This window comes from Bacteroidota bacterium (assembly GCA_026391695.1).
GTDB lineage: Bacteria > Bacteroidota > Bacteroidia > Bacteroidales > JAGONC01 > JAPLDP01.
Map to the genome: position 1 here is coordinate 46849 of JAPLDP010000035.1, position 25785 is coordinate 72633.

The 25785-nt window shown below is 43.2% G+C and carries 24 protein-coding genes; 11 read left to right on the forward strand and 13 right to left on the reverse strand.

What is annotated here, in order from left to right:
• Positions 1-67: 67 nt before the first annotated feature.
• The 5 genes from NT175_04630 (at position 68) to NT175_04650 (ending at position 6950) form a co-directional block, all read left to right on the forward strand.
• Positions 68-1195 (forward strand): glycosyltransferase family 1 protein, encoded by a 1128-nt coding sequence (locus NT175_04630; protein MCX6233999.1) that lies wholly within the window; start codon positions 68-70, stop codon positions 1193-1195.
• Positions 1192-2481: a phosphoribosylamine--glycine ligase gene (gene purD, locus NT175_04635; GenBank protein MCX6234000.1), complete on the forward strand. Its 1290-nt coding sequence runs from the start codon at positions 1192-1194 to the stop codon at positions 2479-2481. Before NT175_04630 ends, purD begins: the two co-directional genes overlap by 4 nt.
• A 1-nt stretch (position 2482) precedes the next feature.
• Positions 2483-3466 carry a DUF6427 family protein gene (locus tag NT175_04640; GenBank protein MCX6234001.1) on the forward strand — a complete coding sequence of 328 codons (984 nt, stop codon included), beginning with the start codon at positions 2483-2485 and terminating at the stop codon, positions 3464-3466.
• 21 nt (positions 3467-3487) lie between these two features.
• Positions 3488-4087 carry a ribonuclease HII gene (locus NT175_04645; protein MCX6234002.1) on the forward strand — a complete coding sequence of 200 codons (600 nt, stop codon included), beginning with the start codon at positions 3488-3490 and terminating at the stop codon, positions 4085-4087.
• 112 nt (positions 4088-4199) lie between these two features.
• The gene (locus tag NT175_04650) at positions 4200-6950 is read left to right on the forward strand and encodes a DUF3352 domain-containing protein (protein MCX6234003.1); all 2751 of its coding nucleotides are present in this window, start codon (positions 4200-4202) and stop codon (positions 6948-6950) included.
• Here the strand turns inward: NT175_04650 and NT175_04655 are convergent, their stop codons facing one another.
• The 5 genes from NT175_04655 to NT175_04675 all read right to left on the reverse strand — a co-directional run bounded on the left by NT175_04655 (position 6951) and on the right by NT175_04675 (position 11008).
• A complete protein-coding gene (locus NT175_04655) occupies positions 6951-7916 on the reverse strand; it encodes a glucosaminidase domain-containing protein (protein MCX6234004.1) in 966 nt (321 codons plus the stop codon). It abuts the gene before it with no gap.
• A 470-nt stretch (positions 7917-8386) separates the two neighbouring features.
• The gene (locus NT175_04660; protein ID MCX6234005.1) at positions 8387-9436 is read right to left on the reverse strand and encodes a T9SS type A sorting domain-containing protein; all 1050 of its coding nucleotides are present in this window, start codon (positions 9434-9436) and stop codon (positions 8387-8389) included.
• A gap of 24 nt (positions 9437-9460) precedes the next feature.
• Positions 9461-9928 carry a DUF1003 domain-containing protein gene (locus NT175_04665; protein ID MCX6234006.1) on the reverse strand — a complete coding sequence of 156 codons (468 nt, stop codon included), beginning with the start codon at positions 9926-9928 and terminating at the stop codon, positions 9461-9463.
• Between the two features lie 21 nt (positions 9929-9949).
• Positions 9950-10120 carry a hypothetical protein gene (locus tag NT175_04670; GenBank protein ID MCX6234007.1) on the reverse strand — a complete coding sequence of 57 codons (171 nt, stop codon included), beginning with the start codon at positions 10118-10120 and terminating at the stop codon, positions 9950-9952.
• A gap of 291 nt (positions 10121-10411) precedes the next feature.
• A complete protein-coding gene (locus NT175_04675; GenBank protein MCX6234008.1) occupies positions 10412-11008 on the reverse strand; it encodes a Crp/Fnr family transcriptional regulator in 597 nt (198 codons plus the stop codon).
• Between the two features lie 217 nt (positions 11009-11225).
• On the opposite strand from NT175_04675, the gene NT175_04680 reads away from it, so the two are divergent.
• The 4 genes from NT175_04680 (at position 11226) to NT175_04695 (ending at position 16298) form a co-directional block, all read left to right on the forward strand.
• Positions 11226-13019, forward strand: a complete 1794-nt coding sequence (locus NT175_04680) for a family 43 glycosylhydrolase (GenBank protein ID MCX6234009.1) — start codon at positions 11226-11228, stop codon at positions 13017-13019.
• Positions 13020-13035: 16 nt separating this feature from the next.
• Positions 13036-13677, forward strand: a complete 642-nt coding sequence (gene rsmG / locus NT175_04685) for a 16S rRNA (guanine(527)-N(7))-methyltransferase RsmG (GenBank protein ID MCX6234010.1) — start codon at positions 13036-13038, stop codon at positions 13675-13677.
• A gap of 139 nt (positions 13678-13816) precedes the next feature.
• Positions 13817-15862: an oligopeptide transporter, OPT family gene (locus NT175_04690; protein MCX6234011.1), complete on the forward strand. Its 2046-nt coding sequence runs from the start codon at positions 13817-13819 to the stop codon at positions 15860-15862.
• Positions 15863-15929: 67 nt separating this feature from the next.
• Entirely contained in the window at positions 15930-16298 is a 369-nt protein-coding gene (locus NT175_04695; protein ID MCX6234012.1) for a PqqD family protein, read from the forward strand.
• Between the two features lie 29 nt (positions 16299-16327).
• On the opposite strand, the gene murB is transcribed toward NT175_04695, so the two are convergent.
• Complete coding sequence (murB, locus tag NT175_04700; GenBank protein MCX6234013.1) at positions 16328-17344, reverse strand: UDP-N-acetylmuramate dehydrogenase; 1017 nt, start codon at positions 17342-17344, stop codon at positions 16328-16330.
• A 219-nt stretch (positions 17345-17563) separates the two neighbouring features.
• On the opposite strand from murB, the gene NT175_04705 reads away from it, so the two are divergent.
• Entirely contained in the window at positions 17564-18811 is a 1248-nt protein-coding gene (locus tag NT175_04705) for a glycosyltransferase (GenBank protein ID MCX6234014.1), read from the forward strand.
• A complete protein-coding gene (locus NT175_04710) occupies positions 18804-19928 on the forward strand; it encodes a glycosyltransferase family 1 protein (GenBank protein ID MCX6234015.1) in 1125 nt (374 codons plus the stop codon). Before NT175_04705 ends, NT175_04710 begins: the two co-directional genes overlap by 8 nt.
• Here the strand turns inward: NT175_04710 and NT175_04715 are convergent.
• From NT175_04715 to NT175_04745, 7 genes are all read right to left on the reverse strand, one after another.
• On the reverse strand, positions 19908-20594 hold the full coding sequence (locus NT175_04715; protein ID MCX6234016.1) for an ATP-binding cassette domain-containing protein: 687 nt from the start codon (positions 20592-20594) through the stop codon (positions 19908-19910). The two genes, NT175_04710 and NT175_04715, sit on opposite strands and share 21 nt — an antisense overlap.
• 20 nt (positions 20595-20614) lie before the next feature.
• A complete protein-coding gene (locus NT175_04720; protein MCX6234017.1) occupies positions 20615-21196 on the reverse strand; it encodes an RnfABCDGE type electron transport complex subunit A in 582 nt (193 codons plus the stop codon).
• 53 nt (positions 21197-21249) lie between these two features.
• Positions 21250-21834 carry an electron transport complex subunit E gene (locus tag NT175_04725; protein ID MCX6234018.1) on the reverse strand — a complete coding sequence of 195 codons (585 nt, stop codon included), beginning with the start codon at positions 21832-21834 and terminating at the stop codon, positions 21250-21252.
• A complete protein-coding gene (locus tag NT175_04730; GenBank protein ID MCX6234019.1) occupies positions 21834-22406 on the reverse strand; it encodes an RnfABCDGE type electron transport complex subunit G in 573 nt (190 codons plus the stop codon). The genes NT175_04725 and NT175_04730 overlap by 1 nt, the downstream gene beginning before the upstream one ends.
• A gap of 89 nt (positions 22407-22495) precedes the next feature.
• Positions 22496-23485, reverse strand: coding sequence for an RnfABCDGE type electron transport complex subunit D (locus tag NT175_04735; GenBank protein MCX6234020.1), 990 nt, complete (start codon positions 23483-23485; stop codon positions 22496-22498).
• Positions 23486-24820 (reverse strand): electron transport complex subunit RsxC, encoded by a 1335-nt coding sequence (rsxC, locus tag NT175_04740; protein MCX6234021.1) that lies wholly within the window; start codon positions 24818-24820, stop codon positions 23486-23488.
• Positions 24814-25683 carry an RnfABCDGE type electron transport complex subunit B gene (locus NT175_04745; GenBank protein MCX6234022.1) on the reverse strand — a complete coding sequence of 290 codons (870 nt, stop codon included), beginning with the start codon at positions 25681-25683 and terminating at the stop codon, positions 24814-24816. The genes rsxC and NT175_04745 overlap by 7 nt, the downstream gene beginning before the upstream one ends.
• Positions 25684-25785: the final 102 nt, after the last annotated feature.

Here is a 25785-nt window from a genome sequence, read left to right on the forward strand (position 1 = left end):
ATTATTTCAGTTTGCAATGTTCGCCAGGTCACTTTTTGGATGTAGACCTTAAAATCAAGCCAATTCATTGAAAATAGCTGTAAATACGCGCCTTCTGCTAAAAAATAAGATGGAAGGGATCGGTTGGTTCACCTATGAATCATTAAAGAGGATTACCACTGGTCATCCGGAACACCAGTTCTTTTTTTTATTCGACAGGTCTTACAGCGACGATTTTATTTTTTCAGATAATATACAGCCTATTGTCATTCCGCCACAGGCCAGGCATCCGGTTCTGTTTTATCTCTGGTTTGAGTATTCAGTTCCTTATGCGCTCAGCAAAATCAAACCCGATTTATTTCTATCTACCGATGGGTATCTTTCCCTTGCAACTCCTGTTAAATCACTGGTCGTCATGCATGACCTGAACTTTGAACATTATCCGAAAGATCTTCCGTTTCTGGTCAGAAAACACTTCAGGTATTTTTTTCCCAGGTATGCCCATAAAGCTATGCGGATAGCAACAGTGTCGGAATATTCGAAAAATGATATTATCAGACTCTACGGTATTTCTCCCGAAAAAATCGATGTCGTTTACAATGGGGCCGGTGAGCAATACAAACCTGTTAGTGATGAGGTTCAAAGAATGACCAGGGAAAAATATTGCGGTGGTGCACCATTTTTCATTTTTATCGGAGCGTTGCATCCCCGCAAAAACCTTGTTAACCTGTTCAGGGCATTTGATTTATTCAGGGAAAAGATGCCAACAAACATTAAACTGGTCATTGTAGGTGCAAAAAAATGGTGGACTGCCGACATACAGGATACATATAACGCTATGAAGTACAGGGATGAGGTGGTCTTCACAGGCCGTCTGACTTCTGTTGAATTAAGCCATATACTTGGGAGTGCTCTGGCTTTGACCTATGTATCCTATTTCGAAGGATTTGGTATCCCGATCCTTGAAGCATTTTACTGTGATACACCTGTCATTACGTCGGGTGTAACATCAATGCCGGAGGTTGCCGGTGATGCTGCATTGATTATCGATCCATTTTCAGTGGAGTCGATTACTGATGCCATGATAGCAATGGCCAGGGACGAAACGCTAAGAAAGAATTTGATAGAAAAAGCAAGGTTAAGGAGGCTATCTTTCAGTTGGCAGAAGACAGCCGACAAGCTATGGGAATCGATTGAAAAAACATATATACCATGAATGTCATGCTTCTTGGTTCAGGTGGCAGGGAACATGCCCTGGCCTGGAAACTGGTACAAAGCCCGCTGCTCTCACGCCTGTTCATCGTGCCCGGTAATGCCGGTACTGCGCTATGCGGAACAAATGTAACCATCGCATTAAATGACTTTAAGGCTTTGAAAAAGTTCGCTCTCGACAATAACGTAGCCATGGTGGTTGTCGGGCCGGAAGCTCCACTGGTTGAAGGTATATGGGACAGCTTTAAACAGGACGTCATGACTTCAGATATTTCAGTAATAGGGCCTTCACAGACCGGTGCAATGCTGGAAGGGAGCAAGGATTTCGCGAAAGAATTCATGAACAGACATTGTATCCCTACTGCTGCTCATCGTACATTTACACTTGATACCCAAGATGCCGGTATCGATTTCATCCATCACCTGACCCCACCTTTTGTTCTGAAAGCTGATGGACTGGCAGCCGGTAAAGGAGTAATCATATGTGCTACAGCCGATGAAGCTATCATTGAACTCAATGCCATGATCAGGGATAAAAAGTTCGGCGACGCTGGTAAAAAAGTCATAATTGAACAGTATCTCTCCGGTATTGAACTGTCAGCCTTTGTCATTACCGATGGCAAAACATACAAAACATTGCCTTCTGCCAAAGATTATAAACGGATTGGAGAGGACGACACGGGACCAAATACCGGTGGTATGGGATCAATATCCCCAGTGCCTTTTGCTGATGCCGGATTTATGGCAAAAGTCGAGGAAAGAATTATCAAACAAACTATCAAAGGACTGGCACAAGAGAAAATAGTTTATCAGGGATTTATCTTCTTTGGTCTGATGAATGTTCAGGGAGATCCTTATGTGATTGAATACAATGTCAGGATGGGCGATCCGGAAGCCGAATGTATCCTCCCAAGGATCAAATCGGATCTATTGGAACTTTTTAATTCCACCGCCAAAGGGAGGCTGGTAGAAAGTCAGGTTGTGACAGACCACCGTTATTGTGCAGCTATCATGCTGGTATCAAAAGGCTACCCGGGAGATTATGAAAAAGGGAAGGAAATAACAGGTCTAGATCATATCATGGACAGCATTGTTTTCCATGCAGGAAGCAAAAAAGATGAAAAAACCGGGAAAATTATCACCAATGGAGGACGTGTGCTTGCAGTGACGTCGTATGGCATGACACTCCCCGAAGCTTTGGCTACATCCGGCAAAAATGCACAAATGATCGGATTTGAAGGGAAATATTACAGGAAAGACCTTGGACACGACCTGATGAAATATATATAACATGATCATCCGGCTTTATAAAGCAGGTTTTGGTTTCCAGCTTATCTTCTTCTCACTGGTAGTGGTTTTGCTATGGCTCGATGCTTTTATCTCGCCACAGCCACCAGCAAGCTTTGAGTTTAACACCCCACTTTACCAGATCGTGGTCACTGGATTTTCCAGACTGCCTTCAATTGTCAATGTCATTGTCGCATTAATACTGGTTCTCACCCAATCGTATTTGCTAAACTATGCTCTTACAGAGAATAAAATAATCCCTGGCAATACTTTCCTGGTTGTATTGGTCTACTGTGTTATGATGAGCTTTGATCCGTCACTGCTGAGGTTGCATCCGGTACTGATAGCTAATCTGTTCCTGGTTCTGGCACTGAGGATCATCCTGAAAATCTATAATGAAAAGGATACTTACCAGCATGACTTTAATGCCAGTATGCTCGTCTCAATAGCCTCTATTATATATTTACCATACATTTTCTTTCTTATTTTCATCTGGATTTCATTCCTGATTTACCGTGTATCAAAGTCAAGGGAATGGATCATTGTATGGATCGGCACACTAGCTCCATATATCTACCTTTTGGTATATTACTTCGTATTCGATAAACTTGAACTTTTTTACACAAAATACATACGGTTTTTCACACAACTACAACCTGTCCAATTCAAATCCAATGGATTCAATTATGCCTTTGGTGCAGTGATGGCATTATTGACTCTGATTTCTTCATATCGTTTTCTGAATGATTCCGGAGGAAAAGTCATCAGCATCCGAAAAAAAATTATTGTTTTAGTATATCTGTTAATCATTTCACTCCTGACTACAATCTATGCCAGAGGAAACCTCATTTACCATATCACCATGGCTTTTATTGCTCTGTCGGCCATTGTGACTTATTATTTTACTGCCCTGAAAAAAGTGATCTGGGCGGAGGTATTTTTTACAATGATAGTTATCATAATCATACTTGAGAAAATCTTCATTTGACCCTCTCCATTTCGTTATGATATGGCATTAATACAACACTTTACAGTAGATAAAACAGAGGCCGGTTGTGATGAAGCCGGGCGAGGGTGCCTGGCAGGGCCGGTATTTGCAGCTGCTGTTATTTTTGCAAGGAACTATGCCAATCCGGCCATCAATGATTCAAAAAAACTTAATGCCAGCCAGAGAGAGATTTTACGGCAGGAAATAGAAAAATCAGCGCTTGCATGGGCTGTGGCAAGTGCCAGCCCGGAAGAAATAGATGAGATAAACATCCTGAATGCTTCTTTTCTAGCCATGCACAGGGCACTGGAAAAGCTTTCAATCATGCCTCAATGGATACTTGTTGACGGACACCGGTTCTGTCCATTTAAAAATATCCCATACTCCTGCATCATACGCGGTGACGCACAATACTTATCCATTGCAGCCGCATCCATACTTGCTAAAACGTACAGAGATGATTACATGGAAAAACTTCATGATGACTTTTCTATATATAACTGGAAAGAAAATAAAGGATACCCCACAAAAGAACATAAGGCGGCTATTTTAAATTACGGCATTACGTCTCATCACAGGAAGAGTTTTAACCTTGGACAGCAACTTGAGTTATCATTCTGAATTAACAGGTTTTTGTTGATTTAATTTGTATTCTGACATTCATATCCGGGAATTTTAATCTAAATTTGGTCATATTCAAGGTTCTCTGATTTTAAACACTTTCACCGACGCGATGGAAATCAAAAAACGACATTTTTTCATCCCCATAGTAATTTTTGTTATCATTGTTTCAGTTACAACCGTTTACTTTTATTTCTTCCGGTTAAAAAACACAGCGCTACCTGCCTTCAATGCCATTCCGGGTAATGCTGCACTCATTTTCGAGACTAACGATCCATTCCGGTTCTGGTCGACTTTATCAGAAACTGATCTCTGGAAAGAACTTACAACAGTAGATGAAATAAATAAGCTCGACAGCACCATTACCTGGCTCGATTCATTGATCACTGCTGACGAAAAGGCATTCTCACTTTTAAATGGGAGTCGGTTTATCGCTTCAGTCCACCCTGATGTGGATGACAGACCGGCGTTGCTTTATATTATTGAACTGTCCGACCCGGGGAAGACCGGACAGATCCGTAAATTCATTGACCGTTCCTGCCCGGCATGCCAGCAGAAATTCATGACGTACGCAAAGAAAACGATCTTTTCAGTTACACTTCACAATTCGGCCAATAAATTCTATTATACTCTTACCAGAGGTCTTGTTATAGGCAGCTTTCATCCACTGCTCATTGAGCAAGCCATCGACCAGATAAAAACAGGTATGCCGCCTTATGCAGATCCGGCATTTACAGAGCTAAGGAATGCTGCGGGAAAAAATGCCAGCGCCAATATCTTCATAAATAACCATCAGCTTCCCTTATTGCTGAGCCTCATTATTAATGATGAATATTCAGGTCAGACAAAATATTTTAAAAATTTTGCCGGATGGTCAGAATTTGACCTTAATATCACTGGACGAGAATGGGTAATGAACGGATTTACTTCTGCCAGTGACACATCCGGCTATTATCTTGAGATCTTTAAAGATCAGACTGGTGAAGTATCCGGCATGCCTCATGTCCTACCTTATAATACGGCTTTTTTCCTTAGTATCTGCATAAACGATTATGGCAATTTTCTGGACCGGTTTAAAGCACAACTTAAAGCGACTGACTCTCTTTTTATTTATGAACAGATCATCAACTCATTGATCACTCAAAAAACTGTTGATATTGAAAAAGAAATGGCCGGTTGGGGTATAAACGAAGTCGGATTAGCAATCATAGAAAATGGAACGCCTCCCGACAGTAATCTTATCCTGGCCATAGGTATCGGTAATCCTGAAGAATGTACCAGAGACCTGCGATCTTTATCCGATACCAGCATGGACATTCCTGATAAAAGAGGACTACAGGCTGATACCAATAGGAAAATGATTATGAAACTGACGACAAAAATTCCTTTGGCCTACAGACTGAAACCATTTTTTCCGGATTTCTGTCCGGAATATTATTCCATCCTTGAAAACTATGTTCTTTTCAGCTTTAATGAAGCGGCACTCCAACATGTTGTCTATTCGCATCAAAACAGAAGGACACTTGCAAATGACGATAATTTCAACACCTTCGCCGTAAACCTTTCCGAATCGAATATTATACTATGCTATTTGAATATCAGGAGGTCGCTGGAACTGGCAAAGTCAGTAGTACATTCCAACCTGTTATCCGTGCTGGAGAAAAACCGTGAAAGCTTCCGTAAAATTGAGGGACTGAGTATTCAATATAATTTCCTTGACCGTTTTTTCTATTCAAATGTCTTTCTCATGTATAATCCCGGTTTTAAGGAAGATGAGAAGTATGTCTGGCGAACGGAACTGGATTCCGTAGTTGAAGCAGGTCCATTTTTGTTCGATAATCCCTTAACAGGTAAAATGATGGTGATAGTTTCGGATAAGTCCGATAACCTTTACATGCTGGATGAAACAGGCCAAATTTTATGGAAAAATAAAATCCCTTCACCAGTCCTGGGTAAAATATACCAGATCAACAACTCAAAAAAGAACGAAGTCAGTTATATCTTCAACACTGCCGACCAGCTATATGTTATCGATGCCGACGGTATCATAAATGATGGTTATCCGGTCCAGTTGAAAGTCAGCGCTATCAATGGCATGCTGCTGGCTGATTTCGACCGGAATAAAACATACCGTCTACTTTATAACGGAGAAGATGGATTGATTCATAATATCGATCTACGTGGTAAGGCAACGGCAGGATGGAAAGCACCGGTTACGGAAAGTGCGGTGTCACGTTCCCTCCAGTACCTCGTCATAGGGAAGGAAGGTGTTATCATAATCCCCATTGATGATGGCTCAGTTATAATGACCGACCGGAAGGGCGCTGTGAAATTCCGGTCCGGTGACAATATGGTACTTGCCAATCATTCCGACTTTTACGTTAACCGTACAAACAATAAGGGCAGCATCCTCACCACTCTGGCAAATGGTGACCTGGCCTATATACAAGGAAAAAATTGCAGCACAACCAGCTTCAGGAACTTCTCCGCTGCGCATTTCTTTATTTATGAGGATATCACTGGCGATCAGGATCCGGATTTCATTTTCATCGACAGCACGGACCTTTACGTCTTCAATCGCTTTAAAAAACAGGTCTTCACCTATTATTTCGAACAGCCAGTCAGGGATAAACCAGAGGTCATCACTCTGCCGTCGAAAGAAAAGATTCTCGGTGTGGTCACACGTGATGATGAGAAGGTATATCTTTTTAACAGGAACGGGCTGATAGATGCATGTTCGGAAATTAAAGGCGATACTCCTTTCTGCGTTGGTAGCCTGAATAATGACAAAGTCAATAACCTGGTTATCGGAAGTGGAAAAATGATATTCAATTATCAATTACCAATGATCATTGATCATTGATCATTGATCAATGATTATTTTTTGACCGGTGGTTGGTTCCTGGCCTTTTTCCATACCGTTTATTTTATAGAGTGACTTGATTCGCACCGCATATTCCTGTGCGATGGCGTGCAGGGTTTCACCGGCAGCGACGGTATGAAAGCCTTTTTTAGCATGTTTCTTTTTTTTCTGCAGGTAAACCGGCTCACCCTCATGCAGTTTATCGTCAGGGGTCAGTTCATTCATCTTAAAGAGGCGCGACACTGGGATAGTGAAATCATTGGCTATTTTAAAGAATGTATCTGTACCCCGCGCAAAGGTGAATTTCACCCCATTGTTGGTATAGATCATCCTTCCGTTGGGACCCCGGGCGACAGCCTCAAAATTGTCGGGTAGAATGATTTCCCTGCCGACATCAATTTTTTTCTTTTCCAGGACTGTTATTTCTTCTTCATATTCCTTATCAAAGTAATTATCGAGCTCATATAGCCGGTTATCTTCGATAATCTTAATAAGTTGCTGGGCATAGGTGGGGCTGGTGGCATAGCCGGCACGTTTCAGTCCATAAGCCCAGCCTTTATAGTCGGTCATGTCGAGAAAAAACAGCGAGTCGTAACGGTCGCGTGAGATCAGGAATTCAGAGTGATCCCTGTATGAGTCAAGCGGGTCATCGTATTTCCTGAAGCATTCATTTTTCAGATCATCGTCATACAGGTACGTTTTACCGGTCCACTCCTTGTGGCATTTGATGCCGAAATGGTTGTTGGCATTGACGGCGAGGGGGCTGTTGCCGTTGTCCGACTCAAACAATGCCTGAGCCATGATGATGCTTGCAGGGATCTTATAGGTAATCATCTCCAGGATAGCGATATCCTTGAATTTTTGAATGTACTCCTGGCGGGTGATCTGGGATGGTTGCTGGGCGTAAGAAATAAATGAAAGATAAAAGATGAAAAATGAAAGATGAAAGATTTTTTTGATTGTCATGATATTTTGCGGAAAAATTCGGACAAAAATACGGATAAAGGGTTAACCGAAATATAAAATTAAATAGTTCTGTAATTAAAGATTTGTCTTATGGATGCAAACTTTTTTAGATTGATTTCCTTCTAACGAGGCTGGTGGCCATATCATCACAAATAAATTTCAACCATCGCATAAGCGACCTTGGCTGGTGCGGTGCCCCGGACAGATTCTGATTGGCCGGGGCAATCGAACGGAGTGAGATAGCACCAGACGCAGTCGCGTTGCGATGGTGCGGCCCTACGGCCGTGGAGTAAATAAGCTAAATCATGGTGCTGAGATGCAAATTTGAAAATAAAAAAAAGTGTGGTAGACAAAGAAAGAAGAAGAGAAATAATCTAAAACAAGTTCACAAATATCTTCCAGAAGGTTACGAAAACTAAGTATCATCAATTGATTATATAAGAGTTAATCTTGAAAACTACGGATAGGGCTTAATGAATAATTTTAATTAATTTTTTATTATTCCCGTCAATGAGCATTAAGTAATAGTTTCCGGGAGCAAGATCAGAACATGAAAAATATATGCGGTGCTCTCCTTTTTCGCGTCCTCTCCAGATCATCTCCAATTGTTTCCCTGATGCATCAAATAAGGCAAGCTTAGCGATATATTTTCCGGAAGTTATGAACTTGATTTCCATTTCCGTTGTGAAAGGATTCGGAGTTGCTGTTATAAAGAGTTCATAAGGATCATTAATTACCGGTATTCCATATAAAGTCTCATAGGCTACCGAAGCATTGAAAATCTCCTCGACAAACTGTGGTGCAACGAAGGCGGTTGCCATGGCATTGGGGTGGCTGTCGCCGGCTCCGGCAGCATACATTGGGAGTTCCATTCCGTCAGGACCGGTGAGTTTATGGAAGTAATCAAAGACATAGACATTCCGTGGAAATGACCCAAATTCAGGATCAAGTCCCATGGCCAGTGTATCTTTTGCCCATGTGCAGAACGAATCCGCTAAAGTAGCTTCTTCTACGTTGGTGGAGTTGGGCTCCAGCGGGGCATTGGTCCAGATCACAAAAAAATTGTCCGGGTGTGATTTCATCACGTTGATGATATGCCGCCAGTGCCACTTATAATTATATACGGTCTTCATGTCGGGATACAGGGTATCTTCCGGAACACCCGGGTATGAGATCGCCGAGGACGGAAAGCATGATTTGATCACGATGATCTTATTGCCGGGCAGATAATATCCAATTCCGGTAATGGGGCTGGGATCTTCAAAGAAAGCATGCTGTGTGATCCATTCGTTGTCATCAGGTGCCCACCACTCTTCGTTCATCGTTACCGCCTGTTGACCGTAATATCCATGGGCAATATTATAAGCCTCCATTTCCTGGGGAACGCTGGTACTGCTGCCGTTCGGACCCCAGATGCAGTTCCCGGTGGAATGATGCAGAAAGATGCCGCTGCGAAAGAGATTCTGTGCATTGACCTGAAACCCAGCGAGAAATAGTAATATCATTAAAAGATTTTTCATTTTAGTTGACCTATATTGGTGATATCAACTCTTTTTTACATCATTTTTCCGTATTTGCTCTAAAATCTGCAATATGAGCTTATTTTGATTCTCAAGATGCAGAAGGATGGTCTCGATTTCTATTTCAGCTTTAGTGTTCACCTCAAAGTCGGCTTCAGCGCGGATCTCAGCGTGATCTGACTGAAGGTTCTGTCCGATCATGATCAGAGGCATGAGAAAAATCTGGATCATATTTGATATGAAGAGCCATAAGGCAAATGCCGGAAATGGATCATAACGCCATCCTTTTGGGGCAAGTGTATTCCAGCCTAGCCATGTCAAAGTCCATAAGAAAATGATGAAAAAAAAACCCATAGTGCCGATATGTTCGGTTATCCACATGGCCAGTTTATCCATCCGGGATAACTTCTGACGGTGGATGGCATTAACATTAGGTATAGGTTTACGAAGCCGCTTAATTTCGGCTAATGATTTTGGTGGTGTTGTTTCCATAGGGATAGAATTTGGGGATCATTAAAAAAGCACTGTCAGCCCGTCATAAAAATATCCTGACAATACGGCTCCTGCAAAGATAAAGACTAAATATAAGAACATTACCTTTTTCTTAACGATCAGGCTCAGGCCTCCCAGGACGCCGAGGCTGGTGCCGGGTCCGGCAATCATATAAGCAAGCAAAAGCTCCAAATCCGACACTGCTAAAGATCATCAGCTTCGAGCGCCGTAAAAACAAACTCTTCAGCTTGGCGGGATTGATATACACAGCAAGTCCCACAGCGATCAATATACTTATCAACAGGTATTGCCAGTTGTGATATAAGGTATCAATAACATATCCGATCATCCCTGAAAAAATGATATCAATAATTTTTAGTACCATGGTTTAATCCTCCTTAAAATAAATGGTTGACAATAAATGATTCATCACTGAAACGATGCAAATTTCAGGAGGAGCTGACGTAAAACTCTTGATCTAAATCAAGAAATGCGGTGAGCTGTTCTTTTTCTTATCCGGCTTAATGTTTCAGGGGTGATTCCAAGATAGGAAGCGATGTATTGAAGCGGTATGCGGTTGACAATACCGGGATTTTCCTTCATGAGTAACATGTATCTGTCTTCAGCTGCTTGGGTATCATAACATTGTCTCTGGCACTCGAGGCTCATAAATTCTTTTTCGATGATGATCATCCCGACCTTCATCCAGAAGGGATATTGTTTATAGAGCTGGTGCAGGTGATCCCAGCTGATGGTAAGTAAAACCGTATCTTCCATAGCCTGAATGCTGACGGATGAAGGTGTCTGTGTTATGAAGCTGGTTGTCGATGTAGCAAATGTATTTTCCGAACAAAAACAGGTTGTGACTTCATCACCATCCAGGAGTAAATAGGCGCGCATAAGACCTTTTGCAATAAAACCAAAATAACGGCAGGTCTTATCAGCCTCAACAAAATAGTCACCTTTTTTCAGATGTCTGATTCCAAAAAAGGGTTGTGCAGCATGAAAAGCTTCCTCATCCCATTCGGTGACAGTTTTTAAAAAATTCTCAAATGCCCGTAATGCTTCAATTTCAGACATATCTTAATGATTTTACTGATTCCCAAACCGTATTAGTTTTTTGTAAAATTAAATTAATTTCCAATTATAAAACTGCTGCTGAGAAAGAGTATAATTCTGCTTTAAATTCTTATTTTTGACACTTATCATAAATAAACTGAAATATGGAAAAACTTAATTCCCAAAGTTCAGATCCGGATAAAGGAACCTCTAATAAAGCTTTTTAATCTTCATTTATATGTGTTTATTCATTCGTTTTTCATTAACATTATTGATCCTGGAAGGAATATCTGGTTGTTTGCAGGGGCAGAATCACCGTATTTATAGAGATTCAACCGGTACGCAATCATACGCAAGGGATCATATACCTTCCACTTTCTGCAATCCGATGAACATCGATTATGCCTTTGAGTTTTACAATGATAACTCGAGTGCTACTCCCTTCCGGTCAACGGCTGATCCGACCATTGTCAGGTTCAAAGGTGATTATTATCTTTTTGCAACCAATCAGAAAGGATACTGGTGGTCACCTGATTTGAGCCAATGGCATTATGTTTACTCAAGCTTTGCCCGTCAGCCCGCTGATGATGACCTCTGTGCCCCCACTGCATTCAGTATTGGTGATACCCTGTACCTTGTCGGCTCCTTTTCTTTTCGTGCTCCCATCTTCATGACGACAAATCCAAAAGAAGGCCGATGGACTCATGCAGTTGACTCTCTGGATTTCGACATCTGGGATCCGGCTTTCTTTGTTGACGATGACCGGCGAGTTTACCTCTACTGGGGTTCCAGTAACTTCTACCCTATAAAATGTGTTGAGCTGGATCCCTATAACCAGTTTAAACCGTTAGGTGAAGCAAGGGAATTGCTTTATCTTGATCCAGGAGAACATGGATGGGAACGTTTTGGTGAAAACAATGACTCGGTCATGGCTCCATTTATTGAAGGGCCATGGATGACGAACTATAAGAACCATTATTACCTTCAGTATGCAGCTCCCGGAACAGAGTTCAAAGTCTATGCTGACGGGGTTTATCTATCCGATGATCCAATGGGTCCGTTCACCTACCAGCCGTATAATCCGTTTTCTTATAAACCAGGAGGTTTTATCACAGGTGCTGGTCATGGAAGTACATTCCAGGACGAATATGGTAACTATTGGCATGTAGCAACGTCCATGCTGTCGGATAAGTACAAATTTGAACGGCGTATAGGTCTCTATCCAGCGGGATTTGATACTGACGGACAACTATTTGTCAATACTTCTTTTGGCGATTATCCGGCCTTTTTACCTAAAGGTAAAGAAGATCACCTAAAGGGTAATTTCACAGGGTGGATGTTGCTGAGTTTTAAAAAAGATGCTATTGCATCTTCTTCTGAAAAGGGTTATCCTCTTGAACTGGCATTTGATGAAGATATCAGGACATACTGGAGTTCCCAAAGTGCTGATTCAGGTGAATGGCTGCAGGTGGATATAGGGCATTTATGCCGTGTCAATGCCATTCAGATCAACTATGCTGATCATAAGGCAACGCAGTATGGTAAGGCTATGGACATGTATCATCAATACCAGGTATTCCACTCGATTGATGGTATGAACTGGTCATTGCTCATCGATAAAAGTTATAACGACAGGGATGTGCCGCATGATTATGTTGAGTTATCAAACTCTGTGACAACACGCTACATCAAACTGGTTAACATTCATATGGCAACAGGTAATTTTGCAATAAGCGGGTTAAGAGTCTTTGGAAACGGATTCGGACTTCCGCCTGAGCCAGTAAAAGAATTTTATGTTGACAGGCAAGCGGATAGACGGAATGCTGTCATTCACTGGAAGAAAGCGGCTGACTCTTTCGGATATAATATTTTATATGGCATCACTCCGGATAAATTGTATAATTGCATTACGGTTTATGATACTGATCAATATGATTTCCGGGGTCTTGATTCAAATACGACCTATTATTTCACTATAGAAACATTTAATGAAAATGGTGTGTCGCAAAGAATTCCCCCAATAAAACGGTAAAATAAAAAGCCAACAGATGATAAGGATCATCACAAAATATTTCCCTGATCTATCTGATGTCCAGTTCAGTCAATTCAATCAGCTCGATACACTTTACCGGCACTGGAACTCTAAGATCAATGTTATTTCACGGCAGGATATCGATAACCTTTATGAACGGCACATCTTGCATTCGATGAGCATTGCGAAGGTATTCAGTTTTGTAAAGGGAACATCCATTCTGGATGCCGGTACAGGAGGAGGTTTCCCGGGCATACCGCTGGCCATTTATTTCCCTGATGTACAATTCCACCTTGTCGACTCCATCGGTAAAAAAATCAGGGTTGTTGATACAATCGTTAATGAACTTGGTTTGAAGAATATTACCACTGAAAAAAAACGGATTGAAGATCTCACGGACAAGTATGATTTCATTATCAGCCGCGCAGTAGCTTCATTAACTGAATTTTGCAGGTGGGTCAAAGAGCTGATTAAATCCGATGGAATGAATGATTTTCCTAATGGGATTATTTATCTGAAGGGAGGGGATGTCACGGGGGAATTGAAAGGACTAGGGTGGGAAAAAGAGATCCTGAGGATAAGTGATTATTTTAATGAAGAATTCTTTCATTCAAAGATGATTATATACATATTTCGTTCAACCTGCAATCCCGACTAAGTCGGGATTTCGCTCAGCTGAGCTTCGCTCAACCTGTTACCAATAAACAATGACCTGTACATTTTTGTTAGTTTCACTTTTTTTCCCGTATTTAGCTAACCGATTCTGATACTTCTTATTCACAACAAAAACATCATGTATGACTGAACATAAAAAGTATGTACCGTTTGTTTCGGCTGAGACAAACCTCAAAGAATTCACGATCAGGGCGCTGATCATCGGCCTTGTCCTGGCTGTTGTGCTGGGAGCTGCCAATGCCTATTTAGGCTTAAAGGCAGGTATGACCATAGCGGCAACCTACCCGGCAGCTGTCATTGGTATGGCGATCATAAAAATCTTCAAAGGCTCCATTCTCGAAGAGAACTTCACCCGTACCGTCGGCTCCATTGGTGAGTCGGTGGCTGCAGGTGCCATCTTTACCATACCGGCATTTTATATCATATACCTGGAGTCAAAACGCCAGGGTGTTGAAGTGGAAAATTTCTTCACCTATGGCACCACGACGATCATCCTTGTCGCTGGCGGTGTGCTGGGTATTATGTTTGTAGCGCTGCTCAGGAGGGTCATGGTTGAAGATGCAGAACTGCCCTTCCCTGAATCCGTTGCCGCATCTGAGATCCATAAGTCAGGACAAAAGACCGGTACAGGTTCCAAATACCTCTTTGGTGCTATGATTATCGGTGGTCTGATCAAGGCTCTTGGAGAATTCAAGATATTTTCAACCTACTGGGAGAAGTTCATCACTTTTGCAAAGCAGACCATCACAGGAACAAGCTTTTCAGGTAAAGGTGGAATGCTGCTCGCTTCACCGGGTATAAGCCCCGCTTACATTGGTGTAGGATATATCATCGGGCCGCGGCTGGCATCGCTAAACTTCAGCGGCACGTTGCTTGCCTGGGGCATGCTAACTCCGATGTTTCTTTACTTCATCGCTCCTAACATCGACATCAATGGCATAGCCAATACCCTGATGACGGCAGATCCCAAGCTTACCATGGATGCAGCCGTGCATAAAGCATGGGTGAACACAGCATACCAGGTATGGCGTTTTATCGTCCGTCCCATAGCGATCGGAGGTATGCTTGTCAGTGCAGGGTATACACTTTTCAAAATGAGGAACAGCCTGGCTATCGGTTTAAAACGTTCTGTCGGTGATGTCAGAAAAGCTGCCGCCGGACATGAAGTGAATATACCGCGCAATGAAAAAGACCTCGGTTTCAATTGGATATTATTAGGTATTATCGCCGTAGCAGTAGCCACATTCTGTGTGTCCAAATTCATTTTCGATGCCAGCTTTGTCGTATCCATTGTTGCTGCCACAGCGTTGCTGATTCTTGCATTCTTCTTTGCTGCGGTGTCAGGTTATCTGGTGGGTATAATGGGGTCGAGTAATAACCCGATTAGCGGGCTCACACTCACAGCTCTTGTCATCACGGCTTTAATCATGGTTATCCTTGGCGTCCATGGTCAGGAGGGAGTAGCCACAACACTTGGCGTGGCAGCCATCGTCTGTGTCAGCGCCGCTGTTGCCGGTGAGATGCTACAGGACCTGAAAGCAGGGCATATCCTCGGAGGTACACCGTGGAAGATGCAAGTCGGTGATATTTTTGGTGTCATCATCTCTGCATCGGTGATGTTCTTCGTCCTGCGTTTCCTCAACGACGGTGACATCGCCAATGGTGTTCATGAAGGCTATGAAGGAGGCTTCGGTAGCACAAAACTGTCGGCACCACAAGCCAATCTTATGGCTATGCTCTCACAGGGCATCGTCGGTGGTAAGATGGCATGGCCGCTTATCATCGCAGGTATGTTGATGGGATTTGCATTTATCCTCTCACAGATCAAAAGCCCTATGCTGGTATGTGTGGGTATGTACCTGCCCCTGGAAACCACCTTTGCCATTTTCATCGGCGGCCTCATCAAAGGTATAGTCGATATTTTCGTGAAGAAAAAAAATATTATCGGCGAGAAGCTTATTACTGTCGAGAATATTGGCGTGTTGCTAGCATCGGGACTGATAGCCGGCGAGGCACTGGTAGGGCTTATCTTTGCCATATTCGCTGTTGGCAATATGTTTCCGCCAGTAATATTCTCCCGTCCATCCTATCTCGTCGGACTGGTTGTACTGGGCCTCATAGGCCTGATTCTCGTGAGAATACCATTATGGGTTGCTAAAAAAATCTAATGATTAAAAATTCACCCCAAAGCCCCTTTCTTTATAAAGAGAGGGGTCTAGGGTGTGAGTTGTTTCTATGAACTTCTTCCGCCGTTATAAAATACTCAGGAAAGCCAACTATTTGGAGCTGACACCCATCAGGATGCATGAACATTTTACAGGTGAGGATGGCCGTGTTACACTAATCGTTCCCAAGTTCAGGAATCCTGTGTTCAGCAGGTGGCTGATTCCCCCCGGCCGGTCAAAAGCATTCAACATACGGCTCGACGAGCTGGGATCTGCCACATGGCTTGAAATCGACAACAACAGCAGGGTGCGTGATATTTGTGACCGGCTGATCACGAAATATGGGGAGAAAGTGCAACCTGTTGAGCAGCGGGTCACGAAATTCCTGACACTCCTCTATGATCAGAGGTATATAACTTTTAAGGAGGTATTTAATTGACCCATGACTTAAGTCATGGGTGATTTAAATTAAAAAATATTTACTTCACTTTCCAGGTCGATTCCGAAGCGGTTTTTTACTGATTGACTGATAGTTGATGCCAGGTCGAGGATGTTTTGACCGCTGGCATGTCCATAATTGACCAAGACCAGTGCCTGCCGGGGGTATACGCCGGCATCACCAATTCTTTTACCCTTCCAGCCGCAATCTTCGATGAGCCATCCTGCCGAGATTTTATATGTATTTTCGTCCCCCTGAAAGACAACCATATTTGGATATGCCTTTTTCAACTCGCTGTACTTTTCCAGTGAAACAGATGGATTTTTAAAAAAACTACCGGCATTGCCGATCAGTGCCGGGTCAGGCAACTTACTTCGCCGTATGCGGCAGATAGCCTCCCGAACGTTCAATAGATTTTTTTTCCTCACACCCATGACCTTCAGCTCCTCCTCAATCGTACCATAGCTGGTATTGAATTCAGCCCTCTTATTCAGAATAAAGGTCACTGAAAGAATCGCATACTGGTCTTTTAAATTGCTTTTAAATACACTATTTCGGTATGAGAAAGCACAATCGCTTTTAGAGAAGTGCCGGAATTGACCTGTTGTAGTATGGATAGCTTCCAGCTCTTTGAAACAATTCCCAAACTCAGCGCCGTAGGCTCCGATATTCTGAACCGGCGCAGCACCCGTACTACCCGGAATGAGTGAAAGATTCTCCAATCCGGCATATCCGTTTTCAACACAATAACCGACGAGATCGTCCCATTTCTCACCGGCATATGCTTTAATCCCGACATGGTCAGTGTCTTCATAAACCTTTTCAATGCCTTTGATGCCAATCCTTAACACAAGTCCATCAAAATCCTGCGTGAAAAGGATGTTACTTCCGAATCCCAGGATCAGCAGTCGTGAAAATTCCGGGTGACCGGCTTTAATGACGCTGTCGATATCATCAACAGACAGAATATCCATAAAATACCGTGCATTCACATCAATTCCGAATGTGTTATAGGGTCTTAAGGATATATTTTCGCCAATGTTCATCCGGTAAATAATAACCAAAAAAAATCCAATTTGATTTGGTTTTACTGCAAAGATAATCAATTGTTATGAACCCCAGAGCAAGCTCTGGACTCAAATTCTGCAGCGAGTTGCGGAGAATTTTACCAAACCACCTCACCCCCTTCACCCCCTCTCCTCTTGGAGAGGGGGACGGGGGGTGAGGCCAATTAATAAGAATGCCTGGCGACTTTTAAAAATAACATGTCAGAGGATTTTACGTTCTTTTATGAAATTCTTTGCGACATTTGCGGAGAATTATCACGTCATTTATGGTCATTAAATTGTCATCTACAGCTATGTGCCGGACAATTCAGATGTTTTAATCTGTCGGAATTGAAAAAAGCCATCATATCTGTCATTAATGATCTTGTAACAGATCAGCGTGTGGACAAGACAGCCATGGCACTACACAGGCTCGGCTTTGCTGTGACGCTTGTGGGCCGGCGGAAGCGCGACAGCATGGCTCACGGCAAAAGGGAATATTCAACATGGCGTATGGTGCTGCTATTCGAAAAAGGTCCGTTATTTTATGCTGAATACAATATCCGCTTATTCTTCTTTTTGCTTTTTCATAAAGCGGATTTGCTCATTTCCAATGATCTGGATACGTTACTGGCCAATTATCTAATATCAAGGATAAAGAAAATACCCATTGTTTATGACAGCCACGAATATTTCACCGGTGTACCGGAATTGGTCGACAGGCCCTTCATACAGGGTATATGGAAAAGTATCGAAAGACATATCCTTCCGAAGCTTGGCGATACTTTTACCGTCAATGAGTCGATAGCGGAACTATACAGAAAAGAATATGGGATTAAGATGAAGGTGGTCAGGAATATTCCTCCGGTGCGGGACGTGGGCCCACCCTTATCGAGGCCGGAACTCGGTTTGCCGGTAGATAAGCATATCGTCATCCTGCAGGGAGCAGGAATCAACATCCAGCGTGGCGCCGAAGAAGCTGTAGAAGCTATGCAGCATCTCAACGATACGGTGCTGCTCATCGTTGGTGGCGGTGATGTCATTCATATCCTGAAAGAAAAGGTGCAGGAACTCAGGATTCAGGACAAAGTTATTTTTAAGCCAAAGCAACCTTTTGACCGGTTAATGCATTATACAATGTGTGCTGAAATCGGTTTGACATTGGACAAGGATACGAATATCAACTACCGTTTCAGCCTGCCTAACAAGCTCTTTGATTACATTCATGCCGGCATTCCGGTTCTTGCATCAAACCTGGTGGAGATCAGAAAGATCATTGAAGGATATGATATTGGTCTGATCATCGACAGTCATGATCCCGAACATATTGCATCAAAGATCAGGTTTATGCTCGACAATAAAGAAAAACGCAGGGTGTGGAAAGAAAACCTGGAAATTGCCGCTGACGAGCTGTGCTGGGATAAAGAAGAAAAAATCCTGACCGCGGCCTTTAAAAAATATGTCTGACAAGCATCTGCATATTATTTCATTCAATATCCCTTACCCTCCCAATTACGGCGGCATCATCGACGTATTCTATAAATTAAAAGCCCTCCATGCCAAAGGGATCAAAATACACCTGCACTGTTTTGAGTACAACAGGGAAAATGCGACTGAACTGAAGAACTATTGTGAAAGCGTAAATTATTATAAACGGAGGACAGGCATTATTTCGGCGTTGTCGTCAAGACCATATATAGTCAGCAGCAGAAGGTCGGAAGAGCTCATGCGAAATTTATTAATGGATGACCATCCCATACTTTTTGAAGGATTGCACAGCTGTTTTTACCTTGATGACCCAAGGCTTCATGGCAGAAAACTGATTTACAGGGAAAGCAACATCGAGCACGATTACTATTACAATCTTTTCAAGGCCGAAAAACAATTTTTCAGAAAACTGTATTTCTTAAAGGCGAGCATCAAATTAAGGCTGTATGAAAAAGTACTGCAGCATGCCACGATGATGCTTGTCGTATCGACAAAAGATCAGGAATACCTCAAAAACCGATTCCACTCCGGCCATGTCCATTTTCTTCCCAGCTTTCATGGTAATGATGAAATTGCATGCAAGACAGGCAGAGGAGGCTATGCATTATACCATGGTAATCTGTCGGTCGCCGAAAATTATCATGCAGCAACTTTTCTCATCAAAGATGTTTTCGATGATATTAACATGGATCTGGTCATTGCCGGATTGAATCCTCCCGCGCATCTTAAAAAGGCCGCCAGAAATAATACGCATGTCAGGATCATAGAAAACCCGGCAGATGAAGAATTATTCGGTTTGATAAGAGATGCACATGTGAACATCCTTGTAACGTTCCAGGCTACAGGATTAAAGTTAAAACTGCTGAATACCCTTTACAACGGCAGGTTTGTACTTGTCAACGAGGCTATGCTGAATGGAACTGGGCTTGATGAGTTGTGTATCATTGGTGATGATAGTTTACAACTCAAGAAGCATCTTAATGACTTAGCCAAAACAACTTTCGGACAGGACCAGGTCAATCTGCGGTCAGCAGTTCTAAAAGGCAACTACTCCAATGAAGCCAATGCCGACCGGTTAATACACTATATTTTCTGAAGTAGTTACTTTACCATCTTCGCATCTGAGGGTGCGTGACGGGAATTTCCTGAAGAGGGAGTAATTATGTGTGGCCATGAAAACAGAGCGGCCCGAATGACTGATGTCAATCAACAGGTTCATGATGCCTTCAGATGTTTCAGGGTCCAGGTTTCCGGTAGGTTCATCGGCCAGTATTATTTCAGGATCATTGATAAGTGCCCGGGCAATCGAAACGCGCTGCTGCTCGCCGCCGGAAAGCTGATGTGGCATCTTGAATCCTTTGGTGCCGAGGCCAACTTTTTCCAATACCTCCCGGATGCGAGCGTCCATATCGCGCTTGTTCTTCCAGCCTGTAGCCTTCATGACAAAGAGAAGGTTTTCGCTGACGCTCCTGTCGGTAAGCAATTGAAAATCCTGGAAAACGATACCCAATTTTCTTCTGAGAAAAGGGATGTCCCTTTTCCTTAGTTGAGTAAGATCATAACCGGCAATTCTGGCGCTGCCTTCCATCACCGGCAATTCCGCGTAGATTGTTTTCAACAGGCTGCTCTTTCCTGACCCTGTCTTTCCGACAAGATAAACAAATTCTCCTCTCTGAATGACAAGATTAACATCAGAAAGGATAAGAATATTCTTATGGTAGACTGAGAGATTTTCGAATTCAATGATGTTTTCCCGGATCATCAGCAAAATATTATATCATATTACTTGATAGAAACCAAATTGGCAAAGCCCATGAAGGCAAGTGACAACAAGCCTGCCAGAACAAGCGCAATGGGCACGCCGCGCATTCCTTTAGGTATATCGACCATATCGAGATGTTCACGTATGCCAGCCATTAATATAAGTGCCAGGCTGAAGCCCACAGAATTGGAGATAGCAAATACAACAGCTTCCATCAGGTTGTAATTTTTAACGATGGTCTGAATGGCCACACCCAAGACAATACAGTTGGTCGTTATCAGGGGCAGATAGATACCCAGCGCCTGGAAGAGTGCCGGGCTTACTTTCTTGAGGATGATCTCGACAATCTGGACAAGGAAGGCGATGATCAGAATGAATGCTATGGTCTGAAGGAAACGTATATGCAACGGGTCTAAGACAAAACGCTGGATAAGCCATGTGGCCATCGTGGCCAATACGACGACAAATATCACAGCTCCGCTCATTCCCGCCGCAGTAGAAATCTTCTTTGATACCCCGAGGAAAGGACAAATACCAAGAAACTGCGCCAGTACAATATTGTTGACGAAAACAAAGAAAATAATAATGAGAATGTATTCCATAATTCTATTGTTATTTTTTTACATCGTTACATCGTTACATCGTTACATCGCTATTATGTTGCTTTTTTCAGCTGATTGATCAGTGCTATGAGGAAGCCGAGTGTTATGAAAGCACCTGGTGACAGAATGAAGATCAGGATGCCATCACCTGCGATGAACTTATGGCCAAAAATGGAACCATTGCCAATGGATTCCCTAATGGAACCAAGCAATATCAAGGCAAATGTAAACCCGAATCCCATGCCCAGTCCGTCAATGACAGAGGAAAGAACACCATTTTTTGAAGCAAAGGCTTCTGCTCTTCCAAGGACAATGCAGTTGACAACGATCAGGGGGATAAATATGCCCAGTTTTTCATGTAAAGCAGGCACAAAGCCAGCCATCACCAGGTCGACGATAGTCACAAATGAGGCAATGATCACAATGAAGGCGGCTATCCTCACCTTGTCAGGGATAAGGTCCTTAACCAGTGAAATGACAAGGTTTGACATGACGAGAACGAAGGTGGTGGCCATTCCCATTCCGATGCCGTTAGAGGCCGATGTTGTGACACCGAGAGTCGGACACATGCCGAGGATAAGAGAGAAGGTGGGACTTTCCTTAATAAATCCTTTCGTAAAATTCTGCCATTGATTCATTATTTTGACCCTCCCTGATTTTGATAGGTGTTATAGGCACGTTGCACTGCATCACAAAACGCCCTTGAACTGATTGTTGCAGCAGTAATAGCATCCACTTCTCCTCCATCTTTCTTAACATTCATTTTAAAAGAGGAGGGACTTTTTCCATAAAACTGACCCTTGAATTCCGGCGTGGCCATCTTGGTACCAAGACCCGGTGTTTCCTTCTGTTGCAATATTTCGATCTTGTTTATCGTTCCATCCGGTAAAAATCCAACCATGATCTGAACCAGACCATTATATCCTTTGGTGGAAAATGTCTCGATAGCCGCCCCAACAAGAACCGTATCCTTATAACCCATGTTTACTACTAAATCGATGTCACTACCGGCAGTCTTTACCGTATCAATGAGCAATGTATCGAATTCAGGTATGACCTCTTTAATAGCTCTTTCCTTTTTTGCTTTCTGGGCCGAAGTTATGGGCTCAAGGGTGATGATGTACACCCCGGCCAGTGCCAGCGAGGCAAAAGCACTTATAAGGAAGAGGCAAAGGAACATGTTTTTAAATGTGGACTCTGTTTTAGACATAAACCTGTTGTTTGAATCTGCTGTCTTGCTTTTTTATACTTCTTTACATCGTTAAATCGTTACATCGTTACATCGCTACATCTTATGCTCTACTTTCCAAACTTCTGTGGTTTGAACGCTTTATTTATCAATGGCACAAATCCATTCATTATCAGGATTGCAAAGGATACGCCTTCAGGATATGAACCCCAGATACGTATCAGGACAGTAATGATGCCGCATCCGGCACCAAAGATCAGCATTCCGCCGGCAGACATGGGTGAACTGACCAGGTCGGTGGCCATAAAGAACACGCCAAGCAGCATGCCGCCTGTAATAATGTGAAACAACGGATCAACGTATATCGTGGGATCAATGAGCCATAACAATCCTGAAAAAAGGATCACTGCGCCCAGATAGGCTACCGGCACATGCCAGGTGATAATCTTACGGAATAAAAGATAGATGGCTCCCAGAATCAGCGCGATGGCTGATACTTCGCCCAGTGATCCACCCCGGTTTCCAAGCAGTTCGCTGATATAATCAGGCATTTGTGAAGTTAGCTCTGCGACGGTTTTACCGGCTTTGAGGCCTTCCTTGAGGATGCCGAGAGTCGTCGGTCCGGTTATGGCATCAGTCAAATGCGGGGCAAACAACGGGTTAGGCACAGGCCAGGTGGTCATATTCACCGGGAATGATATCAGCAGGAAAACACGGCCTACCAAAGCCGGATTAAAAATATTCTTACCCAGTCCGCCAAAGGCCATTTTCCCCACACCAATAGCTATTAATGCCCCAACAATTAGCATCCATACAGGCAGGTTGCTCGGTACATTAAAAGCAAGAAGGATACCTGTGACAACCGCTGAGCCATCAGTGATAGTTATTTCGCCTTTAAGCAAAAATTTTTGAATGAGATACTCGAACAGCATGCATGCTGCAACAGAAATCAACGTCAGGATAAGCGCCTGATAACCAAAAAAATAAATCGACACCAGGAAGGCAGGAATAAGGGCGTAAACCACACCGAACATGATCTTTTGTACTGATTGTCCGCTGTGTATATGTGGCGAACCGGATATTGTGAGAACTGCCATAATTTATTTTTTTCCTCTGTTTCTTATATTCTGACCGACCTGGAATTTTCCCAACCTGATATAGTCGAGCAAGGGTCTACCTGAAGGACAAATATAATGACATGACCCGCATTCGATGCAATCCATCACCCGGTGCTTTTCAGCTGTGTCATGCTCCTCATGTGCAACAAGCTGGGCCAGAAGATAAGGTTCAAGTCCCATGGGACAGACCCCAATGCACTTTGCACAACGAATACAATTTTGAACCCTGACACGCTTCGATTCCTGCTCCGGAAAGATCAGGAAGCCCGAAGAACCTTTCACCACCGGCACATCGGGTGATGTCAGGGCTTTTCCCATCATAGGCCCACCGCTGAGGATTTTACCGGTATTGTCAGGAAGACCTCCGGCAGCAATGAGAAGATCTGACAAAGGAGTTCCTATTCTCACCCAAAAATTGGATGGCTGACTGACGGATATTCCCGTCACTGTTACTACACGTTCAATTAAGGGTTTATTCTTCTGAACAGCTTCATAAACCGCATAAGCCGTACCCACATTATTAACAACGCAGCCAACTTCCACAGGCAACTTACCGGATGGGACTTCCCTTCCTGTGAGGGCTTTTATCAATTGCTTTTCTCCCCCCTGGGGATATTTTACCTTTAATGCCTGGACTTCAATACCTTCGAAATGACCCGCCAGTTCCTTCATATAGGCAATGGCGTCGATTTTATTATTTTCTATACCGACGATACATTTTTTCACATTCAATCCTTTCATAAGGATGGATGCCCCCACGAGGATCTCTTCTCCCTTCTCCAGCATCAGGCGGTGGTCGGCAGTCAGAAATGGTTCACACTCCACACCATTAATGATGAGCAGCTCAGCCTTTTTGCCTTCAGGCACCATGAGTTTAACATGTGAGGGGAATGTAGCTCCGCCCATACCCACAATGCCCATCTGAAAAATCCTATCAATGATCTCCTTTGATGTAAACCTGATGTCCCTGTTAATTTCCTGGCTCCTGTCAATGGATTCTTCCCAGTTATCATCACTCACATCGATAAATACTGCTTCTCTCCTGTAGCCGCTTTGGTCGATGACTTCATCAACCTTAACTACTGTACCGGAGACTGAGGAGTGAACGTTGGAGGAGATAAAAGCTTCTCCTTTAGCAATAAGTTGGCCGGTCTTCACTGTATCACCCTTTTTGACCATGACTTTAGCCGTGGCGCCCATGCTTTGCGACAGTGGTATATACACTTTTTTTGGCAGTCCAGGGATTTCCAGTGGTTGTTTTGCAGATAGCTTATTTTCTGCCGGATGGATACCCCCGAGTTTAAATGTTTTCAACATATGACCTCCACTTTCTTTTCCGTCTCCGGTGCTTTTTCCTTTCTTGGCGGGAAGTTTATTTCTTGGATAGCAAAAGTCGGGCATTCAGGGGCACATTTCCGGCAGAGTGTGCATTTGTTAAAATCGATATAAGCCAGGTTTTTCTCCAGGGTGATGGCATCGAACCTGCATACCTTAACACATGCACCGCAGCCAATGCAGGCCACTTTACAGTTTTTCCTGGCTACACCGCCTTTTTCCTCGTTTATGCAGGAGACAAAGATTCTCCGGTTTTTAGGTCCCTTATTTCTGAGTTCTATAATAAGACGGGGGCAGGCTTTAACGCAAGCGCCACAGGCCACACATTTATCTTCGATGATCACCGGCAGGCCGGATTCAGCGTCCATATACATGGCATCGAACTGGCACGATCTTACGCAATCGCCCAGACCGAGACAGCCAAAAGGGCATCCGCTTTCACCAGCATACAAGTTATGGGCAAAAGCACATGTTGCAGCACCGTCGAAATACACTTTCCTTGGTGCATTCTCAACAGAGCCGTTGCAGCGTAAAACAGCGACTTTCAAAGCTACCTTACCAACTTCGTAGCCAAGGATTTCGCCAACTCGTTTCATCACCTCATTGCCACCAACCGGACAGAAGAAACCATCCAGCTTGTCGGCATGGACCAATGCCTCTGCAAAATTCCTGCACCCTGCATAACCACATCCTCCGCAATTTGCTCCGGGCAGCGATACTTCAACAAGATCAATATTCGAATCTTCGATAACTTTGAATTTCTGAGCAATAAAATAGAGGACGACCGCCGAAACAATGCCAATAGCACTCAGAACAACCACAGCAAAAATCAATACACTGCTCACTTTTAACTCCTTTCAGGTTTCACAAACAACCCAAATACCAGTGTTATTTCTTTAACAAATGACCGACAAAAGTAAAAACAAATGAAGAATTTACCATCCAAA